The sequence below is a fragment of the Peteryoungia wuzhouensis genome (assembly GCF_003205195.1).
GTDB classification, from domain to species: domain Bacteria; phylum Pseudomonadota; class Alphaproteobacteria; order Rhizobiales; family Rhizobiaceae; genus Allorhizobium; species Allorhizobium wuzhouense.
Genome location: NZ_QJRY01000010.1, coordinates 28,643 through 52,288, shown reverse-complemented (window position 1 = coordinate 52,288; position 23,646 = coordinate 28,643). Strand labels below are relative to the sequence as shown.

General features: G+C 59.7%; 19 protein-coding genes and 1 tRNA gene. 5 read left to right on the top strand and 15 right to left on the bottom strand.

Annotation, left to right across the window (positions count from 1 at the left end; translation table 11 throughout):
- Nucleotides 1–2: 2 nt before the first annotated feature.
- From DMY87_RS21830 to DMY87_RS21805, 6 genes are all read right to left on the bottom strand, one after another.
- Nucleotides 3–974, bottom strand: a complete 972-nt coding sequence (locus tag DMY87_RS21830) for an ABC transporter permease (protein WP_110793748.1) — start codon at nucleotides 972–974, stop codon at nucleotides 3–5.
- A gap of 10 nt (nucleotides 975–984) precedes the next feature.
- On the bottom strand, nucleotides 985–2,088 hold the full coding sequence (locus DMY87_RS21825; RefSeq protein ID WP_110793747.1) for an ABC transporter permease: 1,104 nt from the start codon (nucleotides 2,086–2,088) through the stop codon (nucleotides 985–987).
- A 7-nt stretch (nucleotides 2,089–2,095) separates the two neighbouring features.
- Entirely contained in the window at nucleotides 2,096–3,616 is a 1,521-nt protein-coding gene (locus tag DMY87_RS21820; RefSeq protein WP_110793746.1) for an ABC transporter ATP-binding protein, read from the bottom strand.
- A 66-nt stretch (nucleotides 3,617–3,682) separates the two neighbouring features.
- The gene (locus tag DMY87_RS21815; protein ID WP_110793819.1) at nucleotides 3,683–4,675 is read right to left on the bottom strand and encodes a BMP family lipoprotein; all 993 of its coding nucleotides are present in this window, start codon (nucleotides 4,673–4,675) and stop codon (nucleotides 3,683–3,685) included.
- A 256-nt stretch (nucleotides 4,676–4,931) separates the two neighbouring features.
- Nucleotides 4,932–5,591 carry a peptide-methionine (S)-S-oxide reductase MsrA gene (msrA, locus tag DMY87_RS21810; protein WP_110793745.1) on the bottom strand — a complete coding sequence of 220 codons (660 nt, stop codon included), beginning with the start codon at nucleotides 5,589–5,591 and terminating at the stop codon, nucleotides 4,932–4,934.
- Nucleotides 5,592–5,733: 142 nt separating this feature from the next.
- Nucleotides 5,734–6,033: a hypothetical protein gene (locus DMY87_RS21805; RefSeq protein WP_245409007.1), complete on the bottom strand. Its 300-nt coding sequence runs from the start codon at nucleotides 6,031–6,033 to the stop codon at nucleotides 5,734–5,736.
- A gap of 193 nt (nucleotides 6,034–6,226) precedes the next feature.
- Here DMY87_RS21805 and DMY87_RS21800 point away from each other — a divergent pair.
- Nucleotides 6,227–6,316: transfer RNA gene (locus DMY87_RS21800), tRNA-Ser, on the top strand.
- Between the two features lie 574 nt (nucleotides 6,317–6,890).
- On the opposite strand, the gene DMY87_RS21795 is transcribed toward DMY87_RS21800, so the two are convergent.
- The 4 genes from DMY87_RS21795 to DMY87_RS21780 form a co-directional block, all read right to left on the bottom strand.
- A complete protein-coding gene (locus DMY87_RS21795) occupies nucleotides 6,891–7,661 on the bottom strand; it encodes an amino acid ABC transporter ATP-binding protein (protein WP_165826413.1) in 771 nt (256 codons plus the stop codon).
- Between the two features lie 4 nt (nucleotides 7,662–7,665).
- Complete coding sequence (locus tag DMY87_RS21790; RefSeq protein WP_110793743.1) at nucleotides 7,666–8,766, bottom strand: amino acid ABC transporter permease; 1,101 nt, start codon at nucleotides 8,764–8,766, stop codon at nucleotides 7,666–7,668.
- A 2-nt stretch (nucleotides 8,767–8,768) separates the two neighbouring features.
- Nucleotides 8,769–9,965, bottom strand: a complete 1,197-nt coding sequence (locus DMY87_RS21785; RefSeq protein WP_205908206.1) for an amino acid ABC transporter permease — start codon at nucleotides 9,963–9,965, stop codon at nucleotides 8,769–8,771.
- Between the two features lie 82 nt (nucleotides 9,966–10,047).
- On the bottom strand, nucleotides 10,048–11,073 hold the full coding sequence (locus tag DMY87_RS21780) for an amino acid ABC transporter substrate-binding protein (RefSeq protein WP_245409008.1): 1,026 nt from the start codon (nucleotides 11,071–11,073) through the stop codon (nucleotides 10,048–10,050).
- Between the two features lie 111 nt (nucleotides 11,074–11,184).
- Between DMY87_RS21780 and metC the strand changes: the two genes are divergently transcribed.
- Together metC and DMY87_RS21770 are read left to right on the top strand one after the other, a co-directional pair.
- The gene (gene metC / locus DMY87_RS21775; protein ID WP_245409006.1) at nucleotides 11,185–12,405 is read left to right on the top strand and encodes a cystathionine beta-lyase; all 1,221 of its coding nucleotides are present in this window, start codon (nucleotides 11,185–11,187) and stop codon (nucleotides 12,403–12,405) included.
- A 154-nt stretch (nucleotides 12,406–12,559) separates the two neighbouring features.
- Nucleotides 12,560–13,162 (top strand): GntR family transcriptional regulator, encoded by a 603-nt coding sequence (locus DMY87_RS21770; protein WP_245409005.1) that lies wholly within the window; start codon nucleotides 12,560–12,562, stop codon nucleotides 13,160–13,162.
- 105 nt (nucleotides 13,163–13,267) lie between these two features.
- Here DMY87_RS21770 and DMY87_RS21765 read toward each other — a convergent pair whose 3' ends face one another.
- Genes DMY87_RS21765 through DMY87_RS21755 form a run of 3 tightly spaced genes read right to left on the bottom strand, consistent with a single transcriptional unit; the run spans nucleotide 13,268 to nucleotide 16,607 of the window.
- Nucleotides 13,268–13,867 (bottom strand): glutathione S-transferase family protein, encoded by a 600-nt coding sequence (locus tag DMY87_RS21765; RefSeq protein ID WP_110793739.1) that lies wholly within the window; start codon nucleotides 13,865–13,867, stop codon nucleotides 13,268–13,270.
- Nucleotides 13,864–15,255: an MmgE/PrpD family protein gene (locus tag DMY87_RS21760; protein WP_205908205.1), complete on the bottom strand. Its 1,392-nt coding sequence runs from the start codon at nucleotides 15,253–15,255 to the stop codon at nucleotides 13,864–13,866. The genes DMY87_RS21765 and DMY87_RS21760 overlap by 4 nt, the downstream gene beginning before the upstream one ends.
- A complete protein-coding gene (locus DMY87_RS21755; RefSeq protein ID WP_110793738.1) occupies nucleotides 15,255–16,607 on the bottom strand; it encodes an MmgE/PrpD family protein in 1,353 nt (450 codons plus the stop codon). The genes DMY87_RS21760 and DMY87_RS21755 overlap by 1 nt, the downstream gene beginning before the upstream one ends.
- A gap of 36 nt (nucleotides 16,608–16,643) precedes the next feature.
- Between DMY87_RS21755 and DMY87_RS21750 the strand changes: the two genes are divergently transcribed.
- Together DMY87_RS21750 and DMY87_RS21745 are read left to right on the top strand one after the other, a co-directional pair.
- Nucleotides 16,644–18,161: an MmgE/PrpD family protein gene (locus DMY87_RS21750; protein ID WP_205908204.1), complete on the top strand. Its 1,518-nt coding sequence runs from the start codon at nucleotides 16,644–16,646 to the stop codon at nucleotides 18,159–18,161.
- A gap of 141 nt (nucleotides 18,162–18,302) precedes the next feature.
- Nucleotides 18,303–19,028: a GntR family transcriptional regulator gene (locus DMY87_RS21745; RefSeq protein WP_205908203.1), complete on the top strand. Its 726-nt coding sequence runs from the start codon at nucleotides 18,303–18,305 to the stop codon at nucleotides 19,026–19,028.
- 378 nt (nucleotides 19,029–19,406) lie between these two features.
- On the opposite strand, the gene pcaD is transcribed toward DMY87_RS21745, so the two are convergent.
- Both pcaD and polA read right to left on the bottom strand, forming a co-directional pair.
- Nucleotides 19,407–20,195, bottom strand: a complete 789-nt coding sequence (gene pcaD, locus DMY87_RS21740; RefSeq protein WP_425353521.1) for a 3-oxoadipate enol-lactonase — start codon at nucleotides 20,193–20,195, stop codon at nucleotides 19,407–19,409.
- Between the two features lie 90 nt (nucleotides 20,196–20,285).
- Nucleotides 20,286–23,264, bottom strand: coding sequence for a DNA polymerase I (gene polA / locus DMY87_RS21735; RefSeq protein ID WP_110793736.1), 2,979 nt, complete (start codon nucleotides 23,262–23,264; stop codon nucleotides 20,286–20,288).
- Between the last annotated feature and the right edge of the window lie 382 nt (nucleotides 23,265–23,646).

Below are 23,646 nucleotides of genomic sequence, written 5' to 3'. Positions count from 1 at the left end.
GATCAACGCTCCTTTGTGTAGGGCACGCCACCGGCCTTGGGCGGGTTGGCGGCACCGATGAAACCGGCCAGCAAAACGCAGGTCAGGATATAGGGCAGCGCCTGGAAGATCTGGACCGGCACTTCGCCGATTCCCGGAACAGCCTTGCCCTGCATGAAGTTGGCGAGTGCGTCGAGGAATCCGAAAAGAAGGCAGGCGAACATGACAGGCACAGGCTTCCACTTGGCGAAGATGAGCGCCGCCAGCGCGATATAGCCCTTGCCCGCTGACATGTCCTTGATGAAGGCCGCTGACTGCGCGATCGCGAGATAAGTGCCCGCAAAGCCGCAGAGGAAGCCGGCAACCAGCACGGCCCGGTAGCGTAGATAAGTCACCGAGATGCCGGCCGTATCCACAGCGCCCGGGTTCTCACCCACAGCGCGCAAACGCAGGCCGAAGCGTGTGCGGTAGAGCACCCACCAAGACAGCGGCACGGCGAGGAAGGCGAGATAGGTAAGAATGTTGTTGCCCGAGATCACGTTCGCATAGATCGGTCCAATAAAGGGCACATCTCGCATCGCGTCGGCACCCGGCAGGATGATCGGCGAAAAGCGTCCGTCATTGGTCACCTGCGGCGTGCGTCCGCCCTGGCCGAACCAGGCTTGCCCGAGCACGACTGTGAGGCCGGCGGCAACAAAATTCAGCGCCACGCCCGAGACGATCTGGTTGCCACGATTGGTGATCGAGGCAAACCCATGGATGAGCGAGAAAAACAGCGAGATGCCGATCCCGGCGGCGAGTCCTGCCCAGGCCGAACCCGTCAGATGGGCCGTGCAGGCAGCTGCAAAGGCGGCAGCCAGCATCTTCCCCTCGAGCCCGATATCGAAAATACCGGCGCGTTCTGAGAAAAGCCCGGCGAGCGCCGTGAAGATCAACGGGATCGACAGGCGGATGGTCGACCCGAGAATGCTGATGAGGATGTCGAAAGTATCCATGGTCTGATCCTCAACCCTTCACGAACGTCTGGTAAGCTCGAACGATCATCGGCCTGCACATGAATTCAAGCGCGCCGGCAAACAGGATGACGAGGCCCTGGATGACCACGATCATGTCGCGGGTGATGTTAGGCATGTCGAAGGAGAGTTCGGCGCCGCCCTGATAAAGTACGCCGAACAGGATGGCGGCGATGATGATGCCGAGCGGATGGTTGCGCCCCATCAGCGAGACTGCGATGCCGACGAAACCTGCGCCGCCCACGAACTCGACTTGCAGGCGGGCCGAGGCGCCGAGCACGGGGTTGAGAGCCATCATGCCCGCAAGACCACCGGAAATCAGCATCGTGATGACCACGATCTTGGTGTAGGATATGCCGGCATAATCGGCAGCCGACCGGCTTAGACCCATGGTCCGCATTTCGAAGCCGAGCTTCGTCCGCCAAATCAACACCCACACCACGAAGCACATCGCGAGTGCGATGAGGAAAGAGACGTTGAACGGGGCAGGGCCCAGCTTGCCGCCGAACATGGCGATCAGCCAATCGAGCTTGGGCAATTGGCCGCCTTCGAGGAAGGTGCGCGTTTCCGGCGCCATCTTGCCGGGCACGATGAACACATTCACGAGCAGATAAACCATCAGCGCCGCGCCGATGAAGTTGAACATGATCGTGGTGATGACGATGTGGCTGCCACGCTTTGCCTGCAGCAAAGCCGGTATCAGCGCCCAGGCGGCGCCGAAAAGAGCAGCGCCGATGATTGCGAACGGCATCGTCACATACCACGGCACATAATGGTCCAGAGCCAGCGCCGCGAGTGCGGCCCCAAGTCCGCCGACATAGGCCTGTCCTTCAGAGCCGATGTTGAACAGTCCGGCATGGTAGGCGACCGCCACCGATAGGCCGGTGAAGATGAAGTTCGTCGCATAAAACAGCGTAAAGCCGATGCCCTCGCCGCGCCCAAGCGCGCCTTGCAGCATTAGCTTCAATGCTTCCCACGGGTTTTCCCCGATGATCCAGACCACGAGACCGGACACCAGAAAGGCCAGCGTCAGGTTGATCAGCGGCAGCAGCGCATAATTGATCCAGTTTGGAAGGGGTACGGATGCAGTGCTCATCAAATCCTCAAGCGGCAATACCGGCCATCATAAGGCCGAGTGTCTGTTCACCGGCATCCGGTGTCTTCTCGCCAACCACCTTGCCGGCGAACATCACCAGGATACGGTCGGACAACGAACGGATCTCGTCGAGTTCGACGGATACGAGCAGCACGGCCTTGCCCGTATCGCGCGTCTCGACGATCCGCTTGTGGATGAATTCGATCGCGCCGATATCGACCCCGCGGGTCGGTTGGCCGACGATCAGGAGCTTCGGATCACGCTCGATTTCGCGGGCAACAACGATCTTCTGCTGATTGCCGCCGGAGAAGTTCGCCGTCTTGAGGCGCGGGTTCGGCGGTCGGATGTCGTATTTCTCGATCTCGGCCACGGCGGCCTTGCGGATTGCATCCGGGTCAAGAAAGAAGCCTTTTCCGTAGCGCTCATCGCGATGATAGCCCAGAATGGCGTTCTGGCTTTCCTCGAAGGGCAGAACAAGACCCATGTGATGGCGGTCTTCGGGAATATGCGCAACGCCGATGCCGCGCAATTCGGCCGGATCAAGCCCGGCGACGTTGCGGCCACCGATCCAGATTTCTCCGGAGGTCGGCTTGCGGATGCCGGTGATCGCTTCCAGCAGTTCGCTCTGGCCATTGCCGGCGACGCCGGCAATGCCGACGATTTCGCCGGAGCGCACATCGAAGGAAACATTGTCGACCATGACCACGCCGCGGCTGTCCTTGACAGTCAGGTTGCGCACCGAGAGGTAGATCTCGCCGGGATTGGCCGGCTGCTTGTCGACATGCAGCAGCACGCGACGGCCAACCATCAGCTCTGCGAGCTCCTCGACGGTCGTGTCAGCCGTCTTGCGCGTCGCAACGATCTCGCCGCGCCGCATGACCGAGACCGTGTCGGTGATCGCCATGATCTCGCGCAGCTTGTGGGTGATCAGGATGACGGTCTTGCCCTGGTCGCGCAGCACGCCGAGGATCTTGAACAGGTGATCGGCTTCGGCCGGCGTCAACACGCCCGTCGGCTCGTCTAGGATCAGGATTTCGGCCCCACGATAGAGCGCTTTCAGGATTTCCACGCGCTGCTGCAGGCCGACCGGAAGTTCTTCGACCACGGCGTCGGGATCGACCTCAAGCTCGTAATCCTCTTCAAGCTTCTTCAGTGCTGAGCGCGCTCTGTCGACGCCCTTTGACAAGGTCGCGCCGCCTTCTGCGCCGAGCATCAGGTTTTCGAGCACCGTAAAATTTTCGACCAGCATGAAATGCTGATGCACCATGCCGATGCCGGCGGTGATGGCGGCCTGGCTGTCGCGGATCGTGATCGGTTTGCCGTCGATCTGGATGGATCCCTGGTCGGCCTGGTAGAAGCCGTAGAGGATCGACATCAGCGTCGACTTGCCTGCGCCATTCTCACCGATGATGCCGTGAATGGACCCCTTGGCGACCGTGAGATTGATGTTCTTGTTGGCGTGCACCGCACCGAACTTCTTGTCGATGCCGATCAGTTCGATCGCCGGTACCTGGCTGGTTGCAGTCATTCCGGTCCCCCAGACATAAAAAGGGCGCAGGACGACATAGGAGCCGTCCTGCGCCCGGATTTCAGATCACTTCGGGCAGGAATTGTCCGACATGTAGTCGTGGATCTTCACAGTCCCTGCGATGATGTCGGCCTTCGCCTTTTCGACGGCGGCCTTCATGTCGTCGGTGATCAGCTTCGCATTGTTGTCATCGAGCGCATAGCCGACGCCGTCTTCCTTGACGCCCAGCGCGAGCAGACCCGGGGTGAACTTGTCGTTCTTCGCGTCTGAATAGGCGTTGTAGACGGCGAGGTCGACGCGCTTGACCATCGAGGTCAGGACGGAGCCCGGCTGCAGGTGGTTCTGGTTGGAATCGACGCCGATCGAGAACTTCTTGTTGTCGGCTGCCGTCTGCAGAACGCCGAGGCCGGAAGCGCCGGCTGCCGCGTAGATCACATCGGCACCCTGGTCAATCTGGTTCTTGGCCAGCTCACCGCCCCGGACCGGATCGTTCCAGGCTGCACCGGTGGTGCCGATCATGTTCTGCAGAACTTCGATGTCAGCCTTGGCAGCGCGCGCGCCCTGCTCGTAGCCACATTCGAACTTGCGGATCAGCGGAATATCCATGCCGCCGACGAAACCTACCTTGCCGGTGGTCGATGCCATGCCGGCGAGCAGGCCGACGAGGTAGGACCCTTCTTCTTCCTTGTAGACGACCGAACGGACATTCGGCTTGTCGACGACGGAATCGACGATCACGAACTGGGTGTCAGGGAATTCTGCGGCAACCTTTTCGACGGCAGATGTCCAGGCGAAGGAAACGGCAACGATCGGGTTGAAGCCCTTCGAGGCGAAGTTGCGGATCGCCTGTTCGCCCTGGGTGTCGCTGGTCGGTTCGAAGTCACGATAGTCAACGCCGGTTTCGGCCTTGAACTTCTCGGCGCCACCATAGGCCGCTTCGTTGAACGACTTGTCGAATTTGCCGCCCGTGCCATACACCAGCGCCGGCTTGACGTCGGCCGCAAGCGCGGTTGCCGACATCGCGGCCAAGGCAAAGAGACTGAGGAGGGTTTTCTTCATTGTGCAGCCCTGTTTGTTGCTATTGATCTTGTTGGGTCCTCCCGCAAGCCTTTCCGTTGGGAAAGACATGTCTGCGGAACCGCCGCTCCCCTTTTCCAGAGGTCCTGGCTGGCCCGCATCCTTGCATGGCTTTTGCAAAAATTCACCAGATTTTTTTCATCTGGTAAAGATTCACACGTGTGCCGAAAATTCAGCGCCGTGTGTGAAAATCTAGTCGGATCAAGGAGATTTGTGCCGCCCCTTTGGGCAGCACGCCTCACGCAGCCGGGGAGATCGGGCAGGAAACGCCCGTCCCGCGCAGGCCGCAATAGCCGTTCGGATTCTTGGCCAGATATTGCTGGTGATAGTCCTCGGCATAATAGAAGGGGCCGGCATGAGCAATTTCGGTCGTCACCCGGCTGTTGCGCCCGGCCTCCACCAGCGCCTGTTGGAACCTGTCGCGCACCGCAATCGCAAGCGCCATGTCCTCTTCGGTTTCGACATAGATTGCCGACCGATAGGTGGTGCCGATGTCGTTACCCTGCCGCATACCCTGGGTCGGGTCGTGCGCCTCGAAGAAGATCTTGAGGATTTCCTCCAGGCCGATCTTCGCGGGATCATAGACCACCTTGACCACTTCCGTGTGGCCGGTAAGCCCGGTGACGGTTTCCTGATAGGTCGGATTGGGCGTGATCCCGCCCTGATAGCCGGCGGCGGTCACGTAGACACCCGGTGTCTGCCACAGAAGCCGCTCGGCGCCCCAGAAGCATCCCATCCCGAGATAGATCGTCCTCATCTGTTCGGGATAGGGACCCTTGAGCGGCAGGCCGGAGACAAAATGCGTCTCGGCCGTCGACAGCGGCTCGGCTCGCCCGGGAAGCGCATTTTCGGACGTCGGCATCACGGTCTTCTTGTTGAACATGTCGATCAGGAACATCTCGATACTCCTTCTGGAAAGGTGGAATGCCGCCGTCGGGACGCGGAAGCTCGGATATATGTTGTATTCGGCGACCGGGTTTCTCGACCGATGTATCGGCCGCCGCGATCTATTCAATGGGTGCCAACGCGTGAGCGAGCGCTCAGGCCGCAAATCGCCCTGCCAGCGATGGCTTCTTGTATCCCAGCATCCAGAAGACCAGCGACAGCGCGAACAGCACGACAAATGCAGGCTGGGGCAGAAGCGTGTCGTGAAAGGCAGTCCAGGTGCCCATGCCGAAACGCACTTCGAGGATTTCTTGCAGTTTGTAGAGCGATGTCGGGCTGACATCGGCCCAAACTGATGACAATGGCGTCAGGATCATGCGGGAGGCCGAGACCGACGCAATCGTATCCACAGTCGCCGCAACCACCCCAGCGCATAGCAGGAGCAAACTCATCATTCTCAACGCAAGCCGCACCATAAACATCCCCGGCTGAACTCGACCGGCAGTCTCCAGTCCCACTGCCGTCTGGCGCTATAGATAGGGATTTGCAGGCCAATGTCAAAATAATGATAGATTTCGGTTGATCGGCAGAATTTCATGGGTATATATCGCGCCCGACCAACCGCGGTGTTTTTCCCGCGTTCCCCCTGGACAGGTGGCCGAGTGGTTTAAGGCGCACGCCTGGAACGCGTGTGTGCGTGAAAGCGTACCGTGGGTTCGAATCCCACCCTGTCCGCCATCTTCTTCAATAACCTACCTGATTTTGCGGGTTATCGTCTTGCTTAGCGTCTCGACCTTCAGTCGCCTTGCAGCATGACTCCGTTTTGGTCATCGCTACGGTTTCCCGTGTAGAGCACGAGCTACCTGTTGTCGTTACGCCAATGGCTGCATAGGGTTTGGTTGTAGTGAGTGCAAAGACTGCGAGGACGCGCAATCTGCTCAACAAAGGCAAACTTATGTCTACTGATCAGTAGACGGCTTCTTCCAAAGCCATGCTGCAATCGGGGCTCATGCATGAAGCGAATGAACGGACCCGCCCCGGATAGGAAAGCGGTTGTAGCAGGGCCTGTGGTCGTTTGCGGGCGGAGGAGCGCAATTCTCCGCTGAGAAAGCCTGTGTGTTCTTCGATCAGCGTGCAGGCCGGTTTGGGGCCTCACCAAGCTGGACCAGCTTGCCCCAGGCCGATCAAAATTCCATTTGGCAGCCCTCTTCGGGCGGCTGTCCATGTATGGCTTTTAGCGGTCAATCGCGACAGGACCAGACGGGAAGCTCTCGACGAACTGCTCGTGAGAGCTTCCCTTTCCGCCAAGCGCTCAGTGCTTCAATATCTGATCCAGGAAGTTTCGCGTTCGCTCGTGCTTCGGATTGGCGAAGAATTCCTCCGGCCCGGCCCGCTCCACGATGTTACCGTCTGCCATCAGAAATATACTGTCGGCAACGGTGCGGGCAAAGCCCATTTCATGCGTGACGACGATCATCGTCATTCCGCTTTCAGCCAATTCGATCATGGTATCGAGCACTTCCTTGATCATCTCTGGATCAAGTGCCGAGGTTGGTTCGTCGAACAACATGATCTCCGGCTCCATGCACAGAGAGCGGGCGATCGCCACGCGCTGCTGCTGTCCGCCAGACAGTTGAAGCGGATACTTGTGCGCCTGCTCCGGAATACGAACCTTGCGGAGGAAATGCATGGCAAGTTCCTCAGCCTCCTTGCGCTTCATCTGCCGGACGAGCGTCGGTCCTATGGTCAGGTTTTCAAGCACGGTAAGGTGGGGGAAAAGGTTGAAGGACTGAAAGACCATGCCGAGATTGCTGCGAACCGCCGCAATGTTCTTGACGCTGTCGGTCAGTTCGATGCCCTTGACGAAGATCTGCCCTTTCTGGTGCTCTTCAAGGCGGTTGATGCAGCGGATCAGGGTCGATTTGCCAGACCCCGAAGGTCCGCACATCACGACGCGTTCACCTTTGCGAATTTCCAACGAAATGTCATTGAGCACCTTGAAGGTACCGTACCATTTGGACACGCCATTCATTTGAATGACCATGGGAGAAGAATCGTTAGCTGTCACGAGATGACCTTTCATGATCTCAGATGCGACCAACCGCAACCCAGCTCTCGACACGGCGCGCATAGCTGGAAAGCGCCAGGCCGAAGACGAGATAGATGAGCGCGACGAAAAGATAGGCTTCGATGTAGAACTGCCGCCACAATGGGTCCTGCATCACGGCAGTTGTCGCCGTCAGGATATCGAACAGGCCGATGATGATGACGAAGGATGTATTCTTCATCGCCGCAATGACGTGGTTGGTCATGGCCGGCAAGCAGATCCGCAAGGCCTGTGGCAGGATAATGCGTCTGGTGGTTTGCCAATACGTCATGTTGAGCGACGCGGCGGCCTCGAACTGACCTCGCGGGATGGCCTGCAAACCACCGCGGATAACCTCCGCCTGATAGCACGCGAAAAACACCGCAATCGAGAGTGTGATGCGAAGGAGCTTGTTCACCTCCATGCCGGCGGGCAGGAAAAGCGGGAAGATGTTGACGGCGACGAAGAGGATGGTGATCAACGGTACGCCGCGCAGGCTCTCGATGAAGATGACCGACAGCCCCCTCGCAACAGGCAAGGGCGAACGCCGGCCCAGGGCGAGGACCACGGCGATCGGCATGCCGAACAGAACCGAGCCCGTGAAGAGGATGATGGTCAGCGGCAGGCCGCCCCATTCGCTGGTCGGCACATAGGTCAAGCCCAGCACGCCGCCGAACATTAAAATCGTCATTGCAGCGATGGAAAGTGTCCAGAGCGGCAGCAAAATCCTGCGGCTCCAGCAAACCGGGCTCAGCGATGCGATGACGGTCGCCAGATAGATGACGATGACCAGCACAAGCCGCCAGTGTTGATCGTAGGGATACATGCCGAACAAGATCGGCCGATGTTTCTCGACGATCACCGCCCAGCAGGCGCCAGCCGCATCGCGGCAGACCTGCGGATCTGTTGTGAACCACACGGCATCGAGGATCGCCCAGTTCAACAGGAACCACGCAACGCGGACCGAGACGGCTGCCACAGCGAGGGTCAGCAAGGTCTGGCCAATGCTGCTGAAGAGATGACGCCGTGCCCACTGAACCGGACCGGACGCCGAGATCGGCGGCAGATCCGTCGATCGTTCAAGAATCTCCGTCTGAGCCATGTCTATCGCTCCTTGATCGCAACAAGACGATTGTAGAAATTCATCAGCAGGGACGTGCAGACGCTGATCGTCAGGTACACGATCATCATGATGGCGACCGCTTCGACTGCCTGACCTGTCTGGTTCATGACCGTATTGCCGATGTTGACCAGGTCCGGATATCCGACGACTACGGCGATGGAGCTGTTCTTGCTCAGGCTGACATACTGGCTCGTCAGCGGCGGCACGATGACGCGCAGCGCCTGCGGCATGACGATGTAGCGGGTGATGAACCAAGGCTTCAGACCAATTGTCTTGGCGGCCTCGATCTGCCCCCGTGGGGTCGCCTGGATACCGCTTCGGACGATTTCGGCGATAAAGCCGGACGCATAGATGGAAATCCCCATCAGCAGCGCCACGAATTCTGGCGACAACGTGGATCCACCCGAGAAGCTGAAGCCGGTGCGGACGGGAACACTCATGTCAAGCGGCGCGCCTGAGGCGAGCCAGATCAGCAAAGGCAGTCCCAGAATGAGTGCCAGGGACACCCACAGGCTGTCGACATGTTTGCCGGTCTTTTCATTCCAGCGCCTGACGAGCCGCGCGGCGCCGATCGACAGGACCACGCCGGCGACAAGGCCGATGAGCATCCAGAAATGGGATGGATGGCCGAGAGGCATCGCAATGGTAAGGCCGCGATTGCTGAGGAAGCCAGCGCCCCACAATTCGAATGCGCCACGAGGTGCCGGTAGGTTGCGGATGACCACCGACCAGAAGATCACCTGGAGGATAACGGGAATATTGCGAACGATCTCCACGTAAAACCGGGCCAGCTTGCTGAGCAACCAGTTGTCCGAGGTTCGCGCGATGCCAACGGAGAAGCCGATCACCGTTGCCACCACGATCCCGACAGCACTCACTGCCAGCGTATTGAACAGGCCGACCAGAAGAGCCCGGAAATAAGTATCGCGGGAGGAATAGTCGATCAGGGCTTCACCGATCTCGAACTGGGAAACCTCGGAAAGGAAGCGGAAACCTGTAGCGATATTCTGGGCCCGCAGGTTCTCCGTGACGTTGGAATAGAGGTAATATCCCGCAAGGAGAACGAATATCGCCATGGCCACCTGATAGGCGATGGAGCGAAAGGCCGCACTGTATAGAATCCCGGAGATGCTGCTGCGCGGGAGAGACGACCCTGTGGGCGGATCTAAAGAGGACATTGTCTTTCCTTGAACATAGGGGAATGACGAGCCGTCATCCAAGGGAGCATGCTGCGCCGGCGATCGCGGCGCAGCATCACAATCAGTTCATCGGCTGGCCGTAGAGGATGCCGCCATCATTCCACAGGCGGTTCAGATCCCGGTCGAGTGCGATCGGCGTGTTCGGGCCAAAGTGCCGCTCATAGATTTCGGCATAGTTCCCGACCTGCTTGATGATGTTGTAGCTCCATTTCTGGTCAAGTCCCAGCTTGCTGCCGTTGTCGCCGATCACGCCGAGAAGGGTCTGGATGTCAGGGTCATCCGACTTCAGCATCTCGTCGACATTGGCCTGAGAGACCTTCATCTCTTCGGCATTGAATGTTGCGAAGACGACCCATTTGACGATGTCATACCACTGGTCGTCGCCCTGACGGACTGCCATTGCCAGCGGCTCTTTCGAGTAGATGCCTTCCAGCAGGACGTGTTCGGCCGGATTTGGTGTATCAACCGCACGCACGCCCGGAAGCGCCGCCTTATCCTTCGTCAGGGCATCGCAGCGACCTGTGACATAGGCGTCGACGAGCTGCTTGTTATTCTCGATCACCACAGGCGTGTACTTGAGGCCGCGGGCAGCGAAGATCTGCGCGACATTCCGCTCGGTGGTGCTTCCCGGCGCCATGCAGATGACAGCGCCGTCAAGATCCTCGACCTTTTTGACGCCGGAGTCGGCCCGCACGAGAAAGCCGGTACCCGTATAGAAAATCGGCGGCGCAAAATTGAGGCCCAGCGCGGTATCGCGCGACAGGTTGGCGGTGACGTTTCTGGCGAGCACATCGACTTCGCCGGACTGGATCGCCGGGAAACGCTGCTGTGATGACAGGGGAACGTAACGGACCTTTTCCGCGTCGCCGAGGGCGGCGGCCGCAAGCGCCTTGCAGAAGTCGACTTCAAACCCCTCCCAGACACCCTTGCTATCTGGGGCGGCAAAACCATGGCGGGCAGGGTGCACACCGCAAAGGACAAGGCCACGCTCCTTGACCTGCTTCAGTGTATCTCCATTGGCCGCCAATGCGGAAGAAACCGGCATTGCTGCCAGTGCGACGGTTGCGGCGAGTAGGCATGCTTTCAAAGTACGCATTGGATCCCCTTCGTTGAGTACCTGGCATTTGCAGCGGGCCTTTTCCTCTTGGCCGCCGCTTAGGTTGACGCCTGAGCAACATTTGTATACAAATGTTCTTCGTTGGATGCAACAAACAATTTTAAGCGTCACTCAGTCGATCGAGAGCAAACCAGCATGCAAAAAAAACATGGCCAGGAAACGATAATTGCGCATTGTGGACGCAACCCTGAACAACACTATGGTGCTGTAAACACACCGATATATCGCGCATCGACTATCCTCTTCCCAACGCTTGGCCAACTGGACGCGAAGGATGGAGCCAAACTGCGATATGGCCGCAGAGGCACGCCGACCACGCATTCGCTGGAGGATGCGATTTGCGCTCTGGAGGAGGCAGATGCCGCCCTGATCGCCCCATCAGGTGTGATGGCGCTCTCTGTCGTCTTGATGTCCTTTGCGGATCAGGGCGCCCATTTTCTCGTCAGCGACAACAGCTACGGCCCGACGCGGAAATTTTGCAGCCAGCTGCTAAGCCGCTTCGGTGTCGAGACGACCTATTATGATCCGTCGATCGGCGCCGGCATCGAGGAGCTGATCCGCCCTGAGACCCGCCTCATCTGGATGGAATCGCCTGGCTCTCAGACCTTCGAGGTTCAGGACGTTCTCGCAATCACGGCGATCGCCCGTAAAAAGGGCGTTGCGACAGCCATCGATAACACCTGGTCAGGCGGCTATTTCTGCAAGCCGATCCTTCAGGGCGTCGACATCTCCTTGCAGGCGGGCACCAAGTACATCTCAGGCCACAGTGACATCATGCTTGGCACCATTGCTTGCACGGCATCGGTCTATGAGCGGCTGCGTGAAACCTATCTTCGCTTCGGCGTATGTGTCAGCCCTGACGATGCATTCCTCGCCATGCGTGGCATTCGCACCCTGGGCGTTCGTATGCGTCAGCACGAAACCAATGCGCTCGCTGTTGCAGACTGGCTGGCCTCCAGGGATGAGGTGATCCGGATCATGCATCCGGGCCGAGCAAGCGACCCCTACCACGATGTCTGGAAACGTCATTTCACCGGCTCTTCCGGCCTTTTTGGCTTCGTTATCCGCGAGACTGATCGCACCGCACTCGCACGCATGTTCGACGGCTTCACGCTCTTCGGCATGGGGTCGAGCTGGGGTGGATTTGAAAGCCTGATGGTTCCAAGCAATCCTTCCGTGTATCGTACCGCCACTCAGTGGTCACCGGGCGGGCAAACGATCCGCATCCACGTCGGCCTTGAGGACCCGGCTGATCTCATTGGCGAGATCGAAGCAGGCTTCGCCCGGTTGAAGAGCGCGTAACGTCTTCAGTCAACCGGGATGGCTGCAAGAAAATTCTATGCATACAATTACGCAGCATTTAGATCATCCCTCTTGAAGACTGAGTGATGCTATCGAGAAATTGGGTGCAGGAATGGATCTGCGAATAGATGGCGAGCCGGAGAAGAGCTCACCATTGGAACTTCTGCTCAACGCGATTGAGCAGGGGGACCTGCCTCCCGGCACACGCCTGAGGGAAACGGATCTGGCATCACAGCTGGGGATTAGCCGAACCCCGGTCAGAGAAGCCCTGCATCGTCTGCACGCCATGGGCCTTGCCGAACATGGCGTGCAGCGCGGTCTTGTCGTGGCTCAAATCTCTTATGATCAGACCCGCCAGCTCTTTGCCGTGCGCGAAGGTCTTGAGGGAATGGCAACGCGACTGGCAGCACAGCATGCGTCACCGTATGAAATCGACGTCATGAAGCAGATGGTCAAGAACGACCGGGGCGTGACCGATCCCGCGAAATTGAGCGAGACCAACAAGCAGCTGCATCGCTACATCGCCAATGCGTCGCACAATCAATACATGATCGACGCGCTGAACAACCTTCGTATCCACTTGAGCCTGCTCCCGGCGTCCACCTACACTTTGCCTGAACGCGTCGCGAGCGCCCAAGCGGAGCATGAGGAAATCGTGGCCGCCATCGCCGCCGGCGACGGTGATGCGGCGGAAGCGGCCGCGCGCCGGCATATCGCAAACGGCTACCGCATCCGGTTGAAAATTACCAAATTCTAGCCCGCAGATGTTGCCTGCGGCCATCACGGGCAGAGGCGGCAGGTACCGTAAGTGAGCAGCGTTCTGCCGAACTGTCCATTCCGGCACATTTGCCGCCATCTGTGATCAGCTCAAAGACTGGGCAATGCGGCTGACGAAGGCCGGGCGCTCGAGAAGGCGCTGGTGGTACGCGGCAATGTTCTTGAGTTCCGGCTTTTCGAGCAATAGCAACGTCCAACGATGAATATTGGCGCCAGCGGCAATGTCTGCGATCGAGAATTGATTGCCTGCGATGTACCTGCTGCCTTCCAAATGCGTGTCCAGGAGTTGAAAAGCAGCGAAGACGGGGGCGGTGGCAAAATCTTCGCCGGCCTTCAGGGCTTTGCGAAGACGTCCGAGCGGCGGCGTCAGCGTCGTCGCACTCCAATCCATCCACATGTCGATCGCGGCCCGTCCAGCTGCGTCCTCCGGCCACAGCGAAACCGCCTTGTGCCGGCTAGCGATGTAGCGAAGGATAGCATTGCTTTCCCAGACGACCACGTCACCGTCCACGACCGTCGGCACCTTGCCGTTGGGGTTCATGGCGAGATACGCGGGCTGGTCGTTTCCACCGAACTTTCCGCCGCAGTCGATGCGGTCATATGTCTGACCGATTTCGTCGAGCAGCCAATAGACCTTGGCCGAATTCGAGGAATCCGAACGTCCATAGATTTTCAGCATGTTCATACCCTTTTCTCGTTTGCGATAGCCCGGATGATGGGGAGCCAATTGGGCGCGTCCTGCACGGCGAGGATGTCGGAGAACAGCAACCGTGCTTCCGCCTCACCCAGGTGGCCGCGCGTACAATCCAGGAACTTGCGCTCCAATTCGCCGCTGGCGTGAAGGTCGAAGGAATTGCGCCCGAGTTCTGTCGTCGCGCTATCTTCGAGGACCGTTCCATCCTTCATGACGACCCGAACGCGTCCCAGATACTCGTTCTTCTCCTGATGGGAGTGGGCGACCACGCGCGGCAGAAGAGCTTTGACATCAGGCGTCATAAAGCGCTCATCATCGAAATCGCCGAGGCTGATCATGCCGTCGAGAAGTGCTTTCGCGGTGAGAAACTGAACGCTGAACTTCGCCTCCAGCCCCGTGGCTGGCATCGACCGGTTGGTGTGCGCCAGGCGCCGCTCGTGCGTCCAGATCTCGATGGTCTCGATGGCGTCGCCGACGTCTCGACCCCAGGCTTTGCGGATCGAAAGGGCGGCGTCGATCGCAGAATGGGCGCTGCCGCAACACGGATGCTGCTTGACCGCGATACCGGGATCGAGGATTTCGAACCGGTCCCAGCCCTCAAGCGCTCTCTCGGGATCGAAGGTGCCGGCTCCGTTGAAGACCTCGAAGAACCCGTAGGTATGCTCGAACGCAGCAACATTCGATGTCATCCCGTGTGCCACCGTTTTTGCGGCAAGCAGACCGTTGAATGCGGCCTGCCCGACATGCAACGGCTTGACCGGGCTGCCGAAATTGGACTTGATCCCGCTCGCCATGGAGACGGCAACCGCCAAAGTGCTGGCTAACTGGTCGTCATCAAAGCCCAGCAGACGGGCCGAAGCCGTTGCCGCGCCGAAGACGCCGAGCGTCGCGGTCGGATGCCAACCCTTGTCGTAATGATGCGGCATCACGGCGCGGGCCAGATGCATTTCCACCTCGACCCCGGCCAGATAGGCTTCCAGCACCGCCCCACCACTGGCTTCTCGTTCCTCGGCCAACGCCAGCAGAGCCGCGACGACGGGGGCCGACGGATGGCCGGACATGGCGACGCTGCAGTCATCGAAGTCGAGCGCGTGTGCTGCGGTCCCATTGAGTAGCGCAGCATGAAGCGCGGAATAACGTCCTTTGCGACCGATCCGACTGGCCGCTCCATGATTGCCTGCGGCACCGAGTGCTGACGCCAGACCATCGAGATAAGGCGCAGACGAGCCGGCAAGAGCAACGCCGAGCGTGTCGGCAATGGCGAAAGTGGCGGCTCGCACGGCTTCCACCGGCGCGGTGGCCAGTCTGATGGCATTGGCGCGTTTGGCCAGTTCCTGGGCAAAGGTCATGGTATGGGTCTCCTCGCGGGTGGCAGCCATCACTTCAGCGTCCCGGCATTGATTTCGGCCGTCAGATCTCGCATCGACGGGAGGGTATCGAGTGCCATGAGCATCTCGAAAACGGTCTGGGCGCTCTGCCGTGTCACCGCGCGATCGGCGCAGTCCAGGAACTTGGCCGCCAGCATCGTCTCCGGCATGGGCACTTCGGGCCCTCGGCCAAGGGGAGCCGCAACGAAATTGGTGAGGGTCGATCCGTCTTTGAGTGTGACTGTGACCTCCGCGCCGTAGTCATGGGAGAGGTCTTCCAGAGGTTTCATCTGGATCAGATTCATGATGCGGACGACATCGGTATCGTGAAGCGCATCATCCTCGAAATGATCAAGCGTCACGGCCCCATTCACCAGGGCACGCGAGACGGCATAGGAAAGCGAGAACTTGGCATTGAGCGCGCTGGTCGCCGGGTTGAGAACATGGGGCAGCATGCGGCGCGGATGCATACGCACCATCACGGATTCGACATCTGCCGGCTTGATCGCCGCTTGCAGGGCAATGGCAGCGTCGATTGCCCCGTGAACACTGTAGACGCAGGGGTATTTCTTGATCGAGATTCCCGGCTCCAGCAAATCGAGAGGGCGCGCCCATCCGTCAAGCATCTTGTCTACGTTGTAATTCCCCGCACCGTTGAAGACCTCAAGGAAGCCCTGCTTGCCTTCCAGCGCGGTTGGCGAGGCCTCAAAACCCTCTTGCGCCAGAAGGGCCGCAAACAGTCCGTTGCGCGCAGCCAATCCGGCATGCATGGGCTTTACTGGGGTGCCGAAATTCGCCTTCACCCCGCACGCCAAGGAGGCACCGATGCAAAGGGCATCCGCCATTTGCTTCTCCGACAGACGCATGAGGCGAGCCGCTGCGGCAATTGCCCCGAAAATTCCCAGCGTCGCGGTCGGATGCCAGCCTTTTTCGTAGTGGTAGAAGTTGAGACCACGGGCCATGCGCGTCGCGGTTTCCACGCCCACAATATAGGCGTCGACGAAATCGCGGCCGGTGGAACCGAGCTCTTCGGCCAATGCGAGAAGGCCCGGGACGATGATCACCGTCGGATGTCCGGAGAGCGATTTGCTGGTGTCGTCATAATCCAGGGCGTGCCCAGAGGTGCCGTTGACGAAGGCGGCCTCGAGTTTTCCAAGTCGCATTTTCCGCCCCAGCACGAGGCAGTTTCCAGGAGGGAATGCCCCCGCCTCGATCGCCATGGTGGTCGTATCCGTATTCGCTCCCAGAAGTGCGCAACCGACCATGTCGGCCATCGCCTGCTTGGCCCACTTGATGGCCTCCGGGTCGAATCTCTCAAAATCGAGTGCGCCGGCGCGCGTGGCGAGTTCCAGGGCGAGTGACATGCTTCATGCTCCGGCTATCGAGGCGGAAATCAGGCAATGGCGATCTGGATCGCTTCGGACTTTCGACGTTCATCGATCGCCAATGCCGCGAGGATTGACATAGTGTATACCGATGCATACATATGTTTTGATTTGAGTGCAATGCGTGTTTCGATAGCGCCGGAGCGAAAAGTTATGAACGAGATGACCATCCAAAAAGACCGGTCGGCTACGCTGGCGCGCTTCGTCGCCGGTGCCGGCGATGCAAGCTTGCCGGCCAACGTCAAGGAGGCGGGGCGTCAAGCCCTGGCAGACTACATCGGCGTTTCCATTGCCGGGCACGAAGATCCGGCCGTTCAATCGCTGAGGCGCCTGGCTGCGAGCTGGAATGCTCCTGGCAAAGCGCGCATTTTCTTTGGCGGACAAACCCAGCCGGCGATGGCAGCCCTGCTCAATGGCACCATGACCCATGCTATGGATCTGGACGATGTCCATTACGCCGGTGGCGGACACCCAAGCGGTCCGTGTTGGTCGGCAGCGCTGTCTCTGGCGGAACATCTTGGTTCATCCGACGAGACGGCGCTGAAGGCGTTCGTCACCGGCTACGAGGTGATGGCACGGCTCGGCGGCGGTGGGCAAAGCGGTGTCGGGCGGACCCTTCAGCGACACGGCTTTCACCCGACATCCATCTTCGGCCGAGCCGGCGCTGCGGCATCAGCGTCGGTCGTTCTCGGTCTCGATACTGAAGGGGCCGCGAACGCCCTGGGCGTGGCAGCGACCACCGCTGGCGGTCTGGTCGGTTCCTTCGGAACGCACTCAAAGCCGTTTCATGCGGGAAAAGCCGCCATGGACGGTGTCCTCGCTGCCGAAATGGCCAAGGCTGGTTTCATTGCTGCAGCAGACCTCTATGAAGCGGACAAGGGGATTCTTCCGTCCTTTTTGAAGGATGCGGATTTTGTCATCCCCGAACTTGATTTCGAGAAGCAATGGTACCTTCTGCAAAACGGCTACAAGCTGTTTGCGAGCTGCAGGGCCACGCATGCGGCCGCCGAGGCTGCACGGGGCGTCAAAGATCAGCTTGGCAACCGGACGATCACCAAGATCACCGCATATGTGAACCCGATCGCCTTGATCGCGGCTGGAAACCCGGCACCGAAAACCGGCCTTGAAGGCCGGTTCAGCACCTATTTCTGCATCGCAATGGGGATCGCCGGCTACCGTCTGAGCGCCTTTGATTTCAACGAGACGACGCTCAACGACCCCTTCATCTCCGACCTGCTGCCGAAGATCGAATGCATTCCGGTGAAGGGCCAGTCGGAAGTGGCCGCAAGGCTCGAAATCAGCCTTTCCGATGGGCAGCAGCTGCAAGCCTCCGTCGATGTGGTTCTCGGCCACCCCGACAAACCCCTGAGCTGGACCGATATCCATGAAAAGTTCAAGGGGCTCGTCGAACCGGTGCTCGGCTCCTCTGCGTGTGAGGAACTTTTTGAACTGATCACGAAGTTCGACACCGGCGGCGAATCCATTCCGGCCATGTCCCGCCTTCTTGCTGCAAAGACAGATCGGACGGCCTGAATTCAATCTTCGCCGACCTGTCGGCGAAGATTGATATCGCTCGTGCTTATGTCTGGCACCATGCAGATGTATTCGGTTGTACCTGGCGGTCCTTGCCACATTTGGCATTTTCCCCTAAGAAGCCGGTCCGGCATTGAGCAGATGAGTGGGGCACAAATGGCGGCGCGGCCGAAGCTGAAAAGTGACAAGAAGGAGCCCGCTGCAGAGACCAAGCCGGGAGAGTATCCGCTTGGATCTGGAGACCTGACCTCTGAAGTCTATCACAAGGTGCGCGATGCGATCCGGAAGGGCACGCTCTCGATTGGCGAGCGCGTGACCGAGGCGGATCTGGCCACCCGCTTCGGCGTGTCGAGAACTCCGGTTCGAGATGCAATCGTGAGGCTGGAGGCGGACGGCCTCCTGACGAACGAACCCAGGCGCGGCCTGATCATCACCGACCTCAGTCACCAGCAGATCGTCGAACTTTATTTTATGCGGGAAGTGCTGGAGGGCGCGGCGGCGCGCCAGGCTGCCCAGAGCGCAAGCGATATCGAGCTTCGCACCATCGCCGAAATTGCCGAATCGGAATCGGATCATCTCGGAGATTTTGATGAACTCGGGGAGATCAACGTCAAGTTCCACCGGATGACCATGCTGGCCGCGCACAACCGCTATCTTCTGCGCAGCCTGAGCCAATTGTCTGTAACGATGTCCCTCCTGCCAAGCCTGCTGTCGCGCGGAACGCGGGCCGCTGACGCCTGCAAGGAACACCAGGAGATCGTCACCGCGCTCCTGGCCCGCAACAGCGAGGCAGCCGAAGACGCAGCGCGCCGGCACGTGAGATCATCGCTGCAGCACCGCATGCTGCTCTCCATCCGGAACACCTGACACGCCTGGAAAATCTGTCGGGAGATATTGAGGCGCAACAGTTCTGCCTAATTCTTAGTCATCCAGCATTGCGCTGTCCGCATAGCTGCAGTGCAGCATTAAGTCTTGGAAACGGCAGAACTCGGCGTATGATCACAGTCATCGAAGCAATGCACCTCCTCCCGCAGAGCTTCGACGCAGAACGGCCACTCCTCCTCCCAAGGCCGTTCTATTGAACACTGGCACTCCTCCTCCCAGTCGGTGTTCAAACTTTTCGGAAAGCCTGCCGCACCTCCTCCCGCGGCAGGCTTTTTCGTTTGTAGTATCTTTCCAGATCGGACGTCCTTCCACGCCACCGGGCATAGGCCCGATGGCTGGTTGTCAACCTTACGCGGCCATTCAGTTCTGCCGCATGAAACCCTGGATCATTTCGGCCAGCGCCTCCGGCTGCTCGATGCACGGAAGGTGGGCGCAATCCTCGATGATCTCGAACCGGGCGCCGGGAATGAGCTCCGCTCCCTTCTTCACCGTCTCCGGTGGCGTCGAGCCATCCTGATCGCCGACGATTGCCAGCGTCGGCACGGTGATTGTCGGCAGGATCTCGGAGAAATCGGTGTCGCGAAGCGCTGCACAGGTCGAGAGATAGCCGGCCACAGACTGCCGTGTCATCATCAGCCGATAGCCTGCAAGCTCGTCAGCGCGATCTTCATGGAAGCCGGGTGTGAACCAGCGCGCCATTGCGTTGTCCGCAGCGCTCTCCAGTCCGCCCTTTTCGATGCCGGCAATGCGCTCGCCCCAGATCGCCGGGCTGCCGATCTGAGGGGCTGTGTCGCACAGCACCAGCTTGCGGAACAGATCCGGCCGCGCCTTCCAGAGACCCTGGCAGACGAGACCACCGACGGACAGACCACAGAAGGTCGCCTTGCGAATGCCGAGTTCGTCACAGAGGCTCGCCAGATCCGTCACCAGCTCGTCCATGCCGAAGGCTGCATCCGCTCCGCCGGAAAGCCCGTGCCCACGGCTGTCATAGAGCAGGACCGAAACATCCTCACCGAGCTCGTCGAACAGCGGCAGCCAGATCCGGAAATCCGTGCCAAGCCCATTGGAAAACACGATCAGGTTCTTAGACTTGGCCTCCCCGATCAGTTCGTAGTGCATTACATGGCCGTTGATGGTCTTGAACGCCAAAGCGTATCCTCCGTTGAGAGGGCGTTGGAAGTATGATCGGTGACGCCCTGTTTGTATGTGCCGGCGCGCCCAAAACGGCGTGCCTGAAATTCAGTGGGCTTCGTCCCAGTTATGGGCTGCGCGGGCGTCGACCTTCAGCGGCACCCGCATGGAGACAGCCGGCATGGCCGCATTCTCCATGACATCGACGATCACGGGCATTGCGGCATCGACGGCATCGTCTCCCACCTCGAAGATCAGTTCGTCATGCACCTGCAGCAGCATGCGGCACCGTTCGGATAGGCCGGTGGCGTTGAGCGCCGGCTCGATCTGGATCATTGCACGGCGGATGATGTCGGCCGCCGAACCCTGGATCGGCGCGTTGATCGCAGCCCGCTCGTTAAAGGCGCGCATGGAGGGATTGGACGACTTGATCTCGGGATAATGCGCTCGTCTGCCGAAGATGGTTTCGACATAACCATGCTCGCGGGCAAAGGTCTTGGTGGATTCCATATAGTCCTTGATGCCCGGAAAGCGCTCGAAATACCTCTTGATGTAGTCGCCCGCTTCAGAGCGCTCGATGCTCAGCTGATTGGCGAGGCCGAAGGCGGAAATGCCGTAGATGATGCCGAAGTTGATCGCCTTGGCCCGGCGACGAACCTCGGATGGCATGCCCTCGACCGGTACACCGAACATTTCCGACGCCGTCATCGCATGAATGTCGATGCCGTCGGCAAAGGCCTGGCGGAGCTGCGGGATATCGGCGACATGGGCAAGGACGCGCAGTTCGATCTGGCTGTAATCGGCCGACAGAAGTTTGTGCCCCGGCGTCGAGATGAAGGCGGTACGAATCTTGCGCCCTTCGGCTGTCCGGACCGGAATATTCTGCAGGTTCGGTTCGGACGAGGAGAGCCGCCCGGTGGTGGTCGAGGCGAGCGAATAGCCGGTATGGACCCGCTTGGTCTGGGGATGCACATAGCCGGGCAGGGCGTCGGTATAGGTAGACTTGAGTTTGGTCAGCTGCCGCCAGTCGACGATCTTGCGCGGCAGCGGAGCACCTTCCGCTGCAAGATCCTCGAGCACCTGAGCCGACGTCGACCATTGTCCGGTCTTCGTCTTGGAGCCGCCGGGCAGTCCCATCCGACCGAACAGGATGTCGCCAAGCTGTTTTGGCGAACCGATGTTGAAGCGCTCGCCGGCCAGTTCATAGACCTCGTCCTCGGCCGCCGCCGCCTTCTGGGCAAGCTCGCCGGAAAGGCGCGAGAGAATTTGCCGGTCGACGGTAATGCCGCGCTCCTCCATATGGGCAAGCACAGGCACCAAAGGCCGCTCGAGCCGTTCGTAGATACGGGTCAGCCCTTCGGCGGCGAGGCGCGGTTTCAGCACCAGCCAGAGGCGCAGTGTCACATCTGCATCCTCGGCGGCATAGGCCGTTGCGCGATCGATATCGACGAGATCGAAGGTAACGGAGGATTTGCCGGAACCGGCAACATCCTTGTAGGCGATTGGCGTATGGCCCAGCCATTTTTCCGACAGCCCGTCCATGCCGTGATTGCCCTTGCCGGCATCCAGCACATAGGACATCAGCATGGTGTCGTCGAAAGCCTGTAGCGTGATGCCGTGGCGCTTCATCACGAGGTAGTCGTATTTCAGGTTCTGCGCGACCTTCAGCACCGAAGGGTCTTCGAGGAGCCCCCTCAATGCATCGAGCGCTTCGCCCATCGGGATCTGGCCCTCTGCATGACCACCGCCCAGGAGATCGCCGATCCCGGTCTTGTGGGCGAGGGGGAGATAGGCGGCGCGGATAGTGGTCGATCCCGGCGACAGCACATTGTCCTGGATCGCGAGCGATACACCGACCAGCTCCGCCTGCATCGGATCGAGCGACGTCGTTTCTGTATCGAAGGCGACAAGGCCGGTTTCCCGCGCGGCCGCAACCCAGAGCTCAAGGGTCGGGAGGTCACGAATGGTGACATAGGTCGATCGATCGATCGGATTGGCGGCAAATCCATCCGCGCGGCTGCGCGCCAGATCTGCTGGCGTCTTGCCACTGGCGGCGCCAGCGCCAGATGCCGGCGCCGCATTGCTCGTGGTGGGATTGGCGTCCACCGCTGCGGTGGAACTCGCATCGAGATCAGGTCCGCGCGCGGCGTCGCCCCACTCAACTGACACGACTGCGGCCTCAATCGTGCCTGCGTCGCAGTTGCAGGTTTCGGCCACGCGCCGCGTCAATGTGGTAAACTCCATGGCCTTCAGGAAGCCGATAAGCTTCGGCCCGTCCTGCGGCTCCAGCACCAGGGCATCGAGGTCCATGTCCAGGGGCACGTCGGTACGCAGTTCGACCAGCTGTCGGGAGACGCGTGCAAGCTCGGCATTGGCAAGGATGTTCTCGCGACGTTTGACTTGCTTGATCTCGCCGGCGCGGGCCAGCAGCGTTTCCAGATCGCCGAATTCTTCGAGAAGCTGAGCCGCTGTCTTCGGGCCGATGCCGGGAATGCCGGGCACGTTGTCGGTCGAATCTCCCGTCATTGCCTGGAGATCGATCATCTTCTCCGGCGGAACGCCCCACTTCTCGATGACGTCGGGAATGCCGATCTGCTTGTCCTTCATCGCGTCGTACATGTGCACGTTCGCGGTGACGAGTTGCATCAGGTCCTTGTCGGATGAGACGACCGTGACGTCGGCACCAGCCGCTTCGGCCTGCCGCGCATAAGTCGCGATGATGTCGTCGGCTTCAAAACCTTCGGTTTCGATGCAGGGCAGGTTGAAGGCCCGCGTCGCATGACGGATCAGACCGAATTGCGGAATGAGGTCTTCCGGTGGCGCCGAGCGGTTTGCCTTGTAGAGCGGGTAGATTTCCTTACGGAAGGTCGTGGATGAATAGTCGAAGATCACGGCGAGATGGGTCGGTGTGACCCCGACATCCGTGTTGCGCGCGTCGCGCAAGAGCTTCCACAGCATGTTGCAGAAGCCTGAAACCGCGTTGACAGGCAACCCGTCCGACTTGCGGTTCAGGGCCGGAATGGCGTGGAAAGCGCGGAAAATGAAACCCGAGCCGTCGACGAGAAAGAGATGATCGCCTTTTTTCATGTCGGCATGGATAGCGCGGGGCAGGCGAAACGTCCATGACGGTTTGGCTCCGGCAGCGGAAAAACCCGGACGCACCGGGCGCTTTAACCTCTCTCCCGCAAATTGCGCTGCTCACAAAAAGCTTACCGATTTGTAATGCCCGTTTCCCTTGAAAAACCACATTTGGAACCACAAATCCCAGTCATCGGCGTCTGATCACGCCGTAGTCTGAATGAGGCTCGTCCCCCGCCGCGTCAGACTCGGGCAAAGGCCTTATCCCCCTCTCCGGGCCTTTGTCCCCATATTCCGGAGCCGTCGTGGCAGTCCCCCCGCCCAAAGCCACGGCGGCCTCCGAAATCCCTCACGCATCTGCTGAATGGTAAGCCATAGGAATGCATCGCCT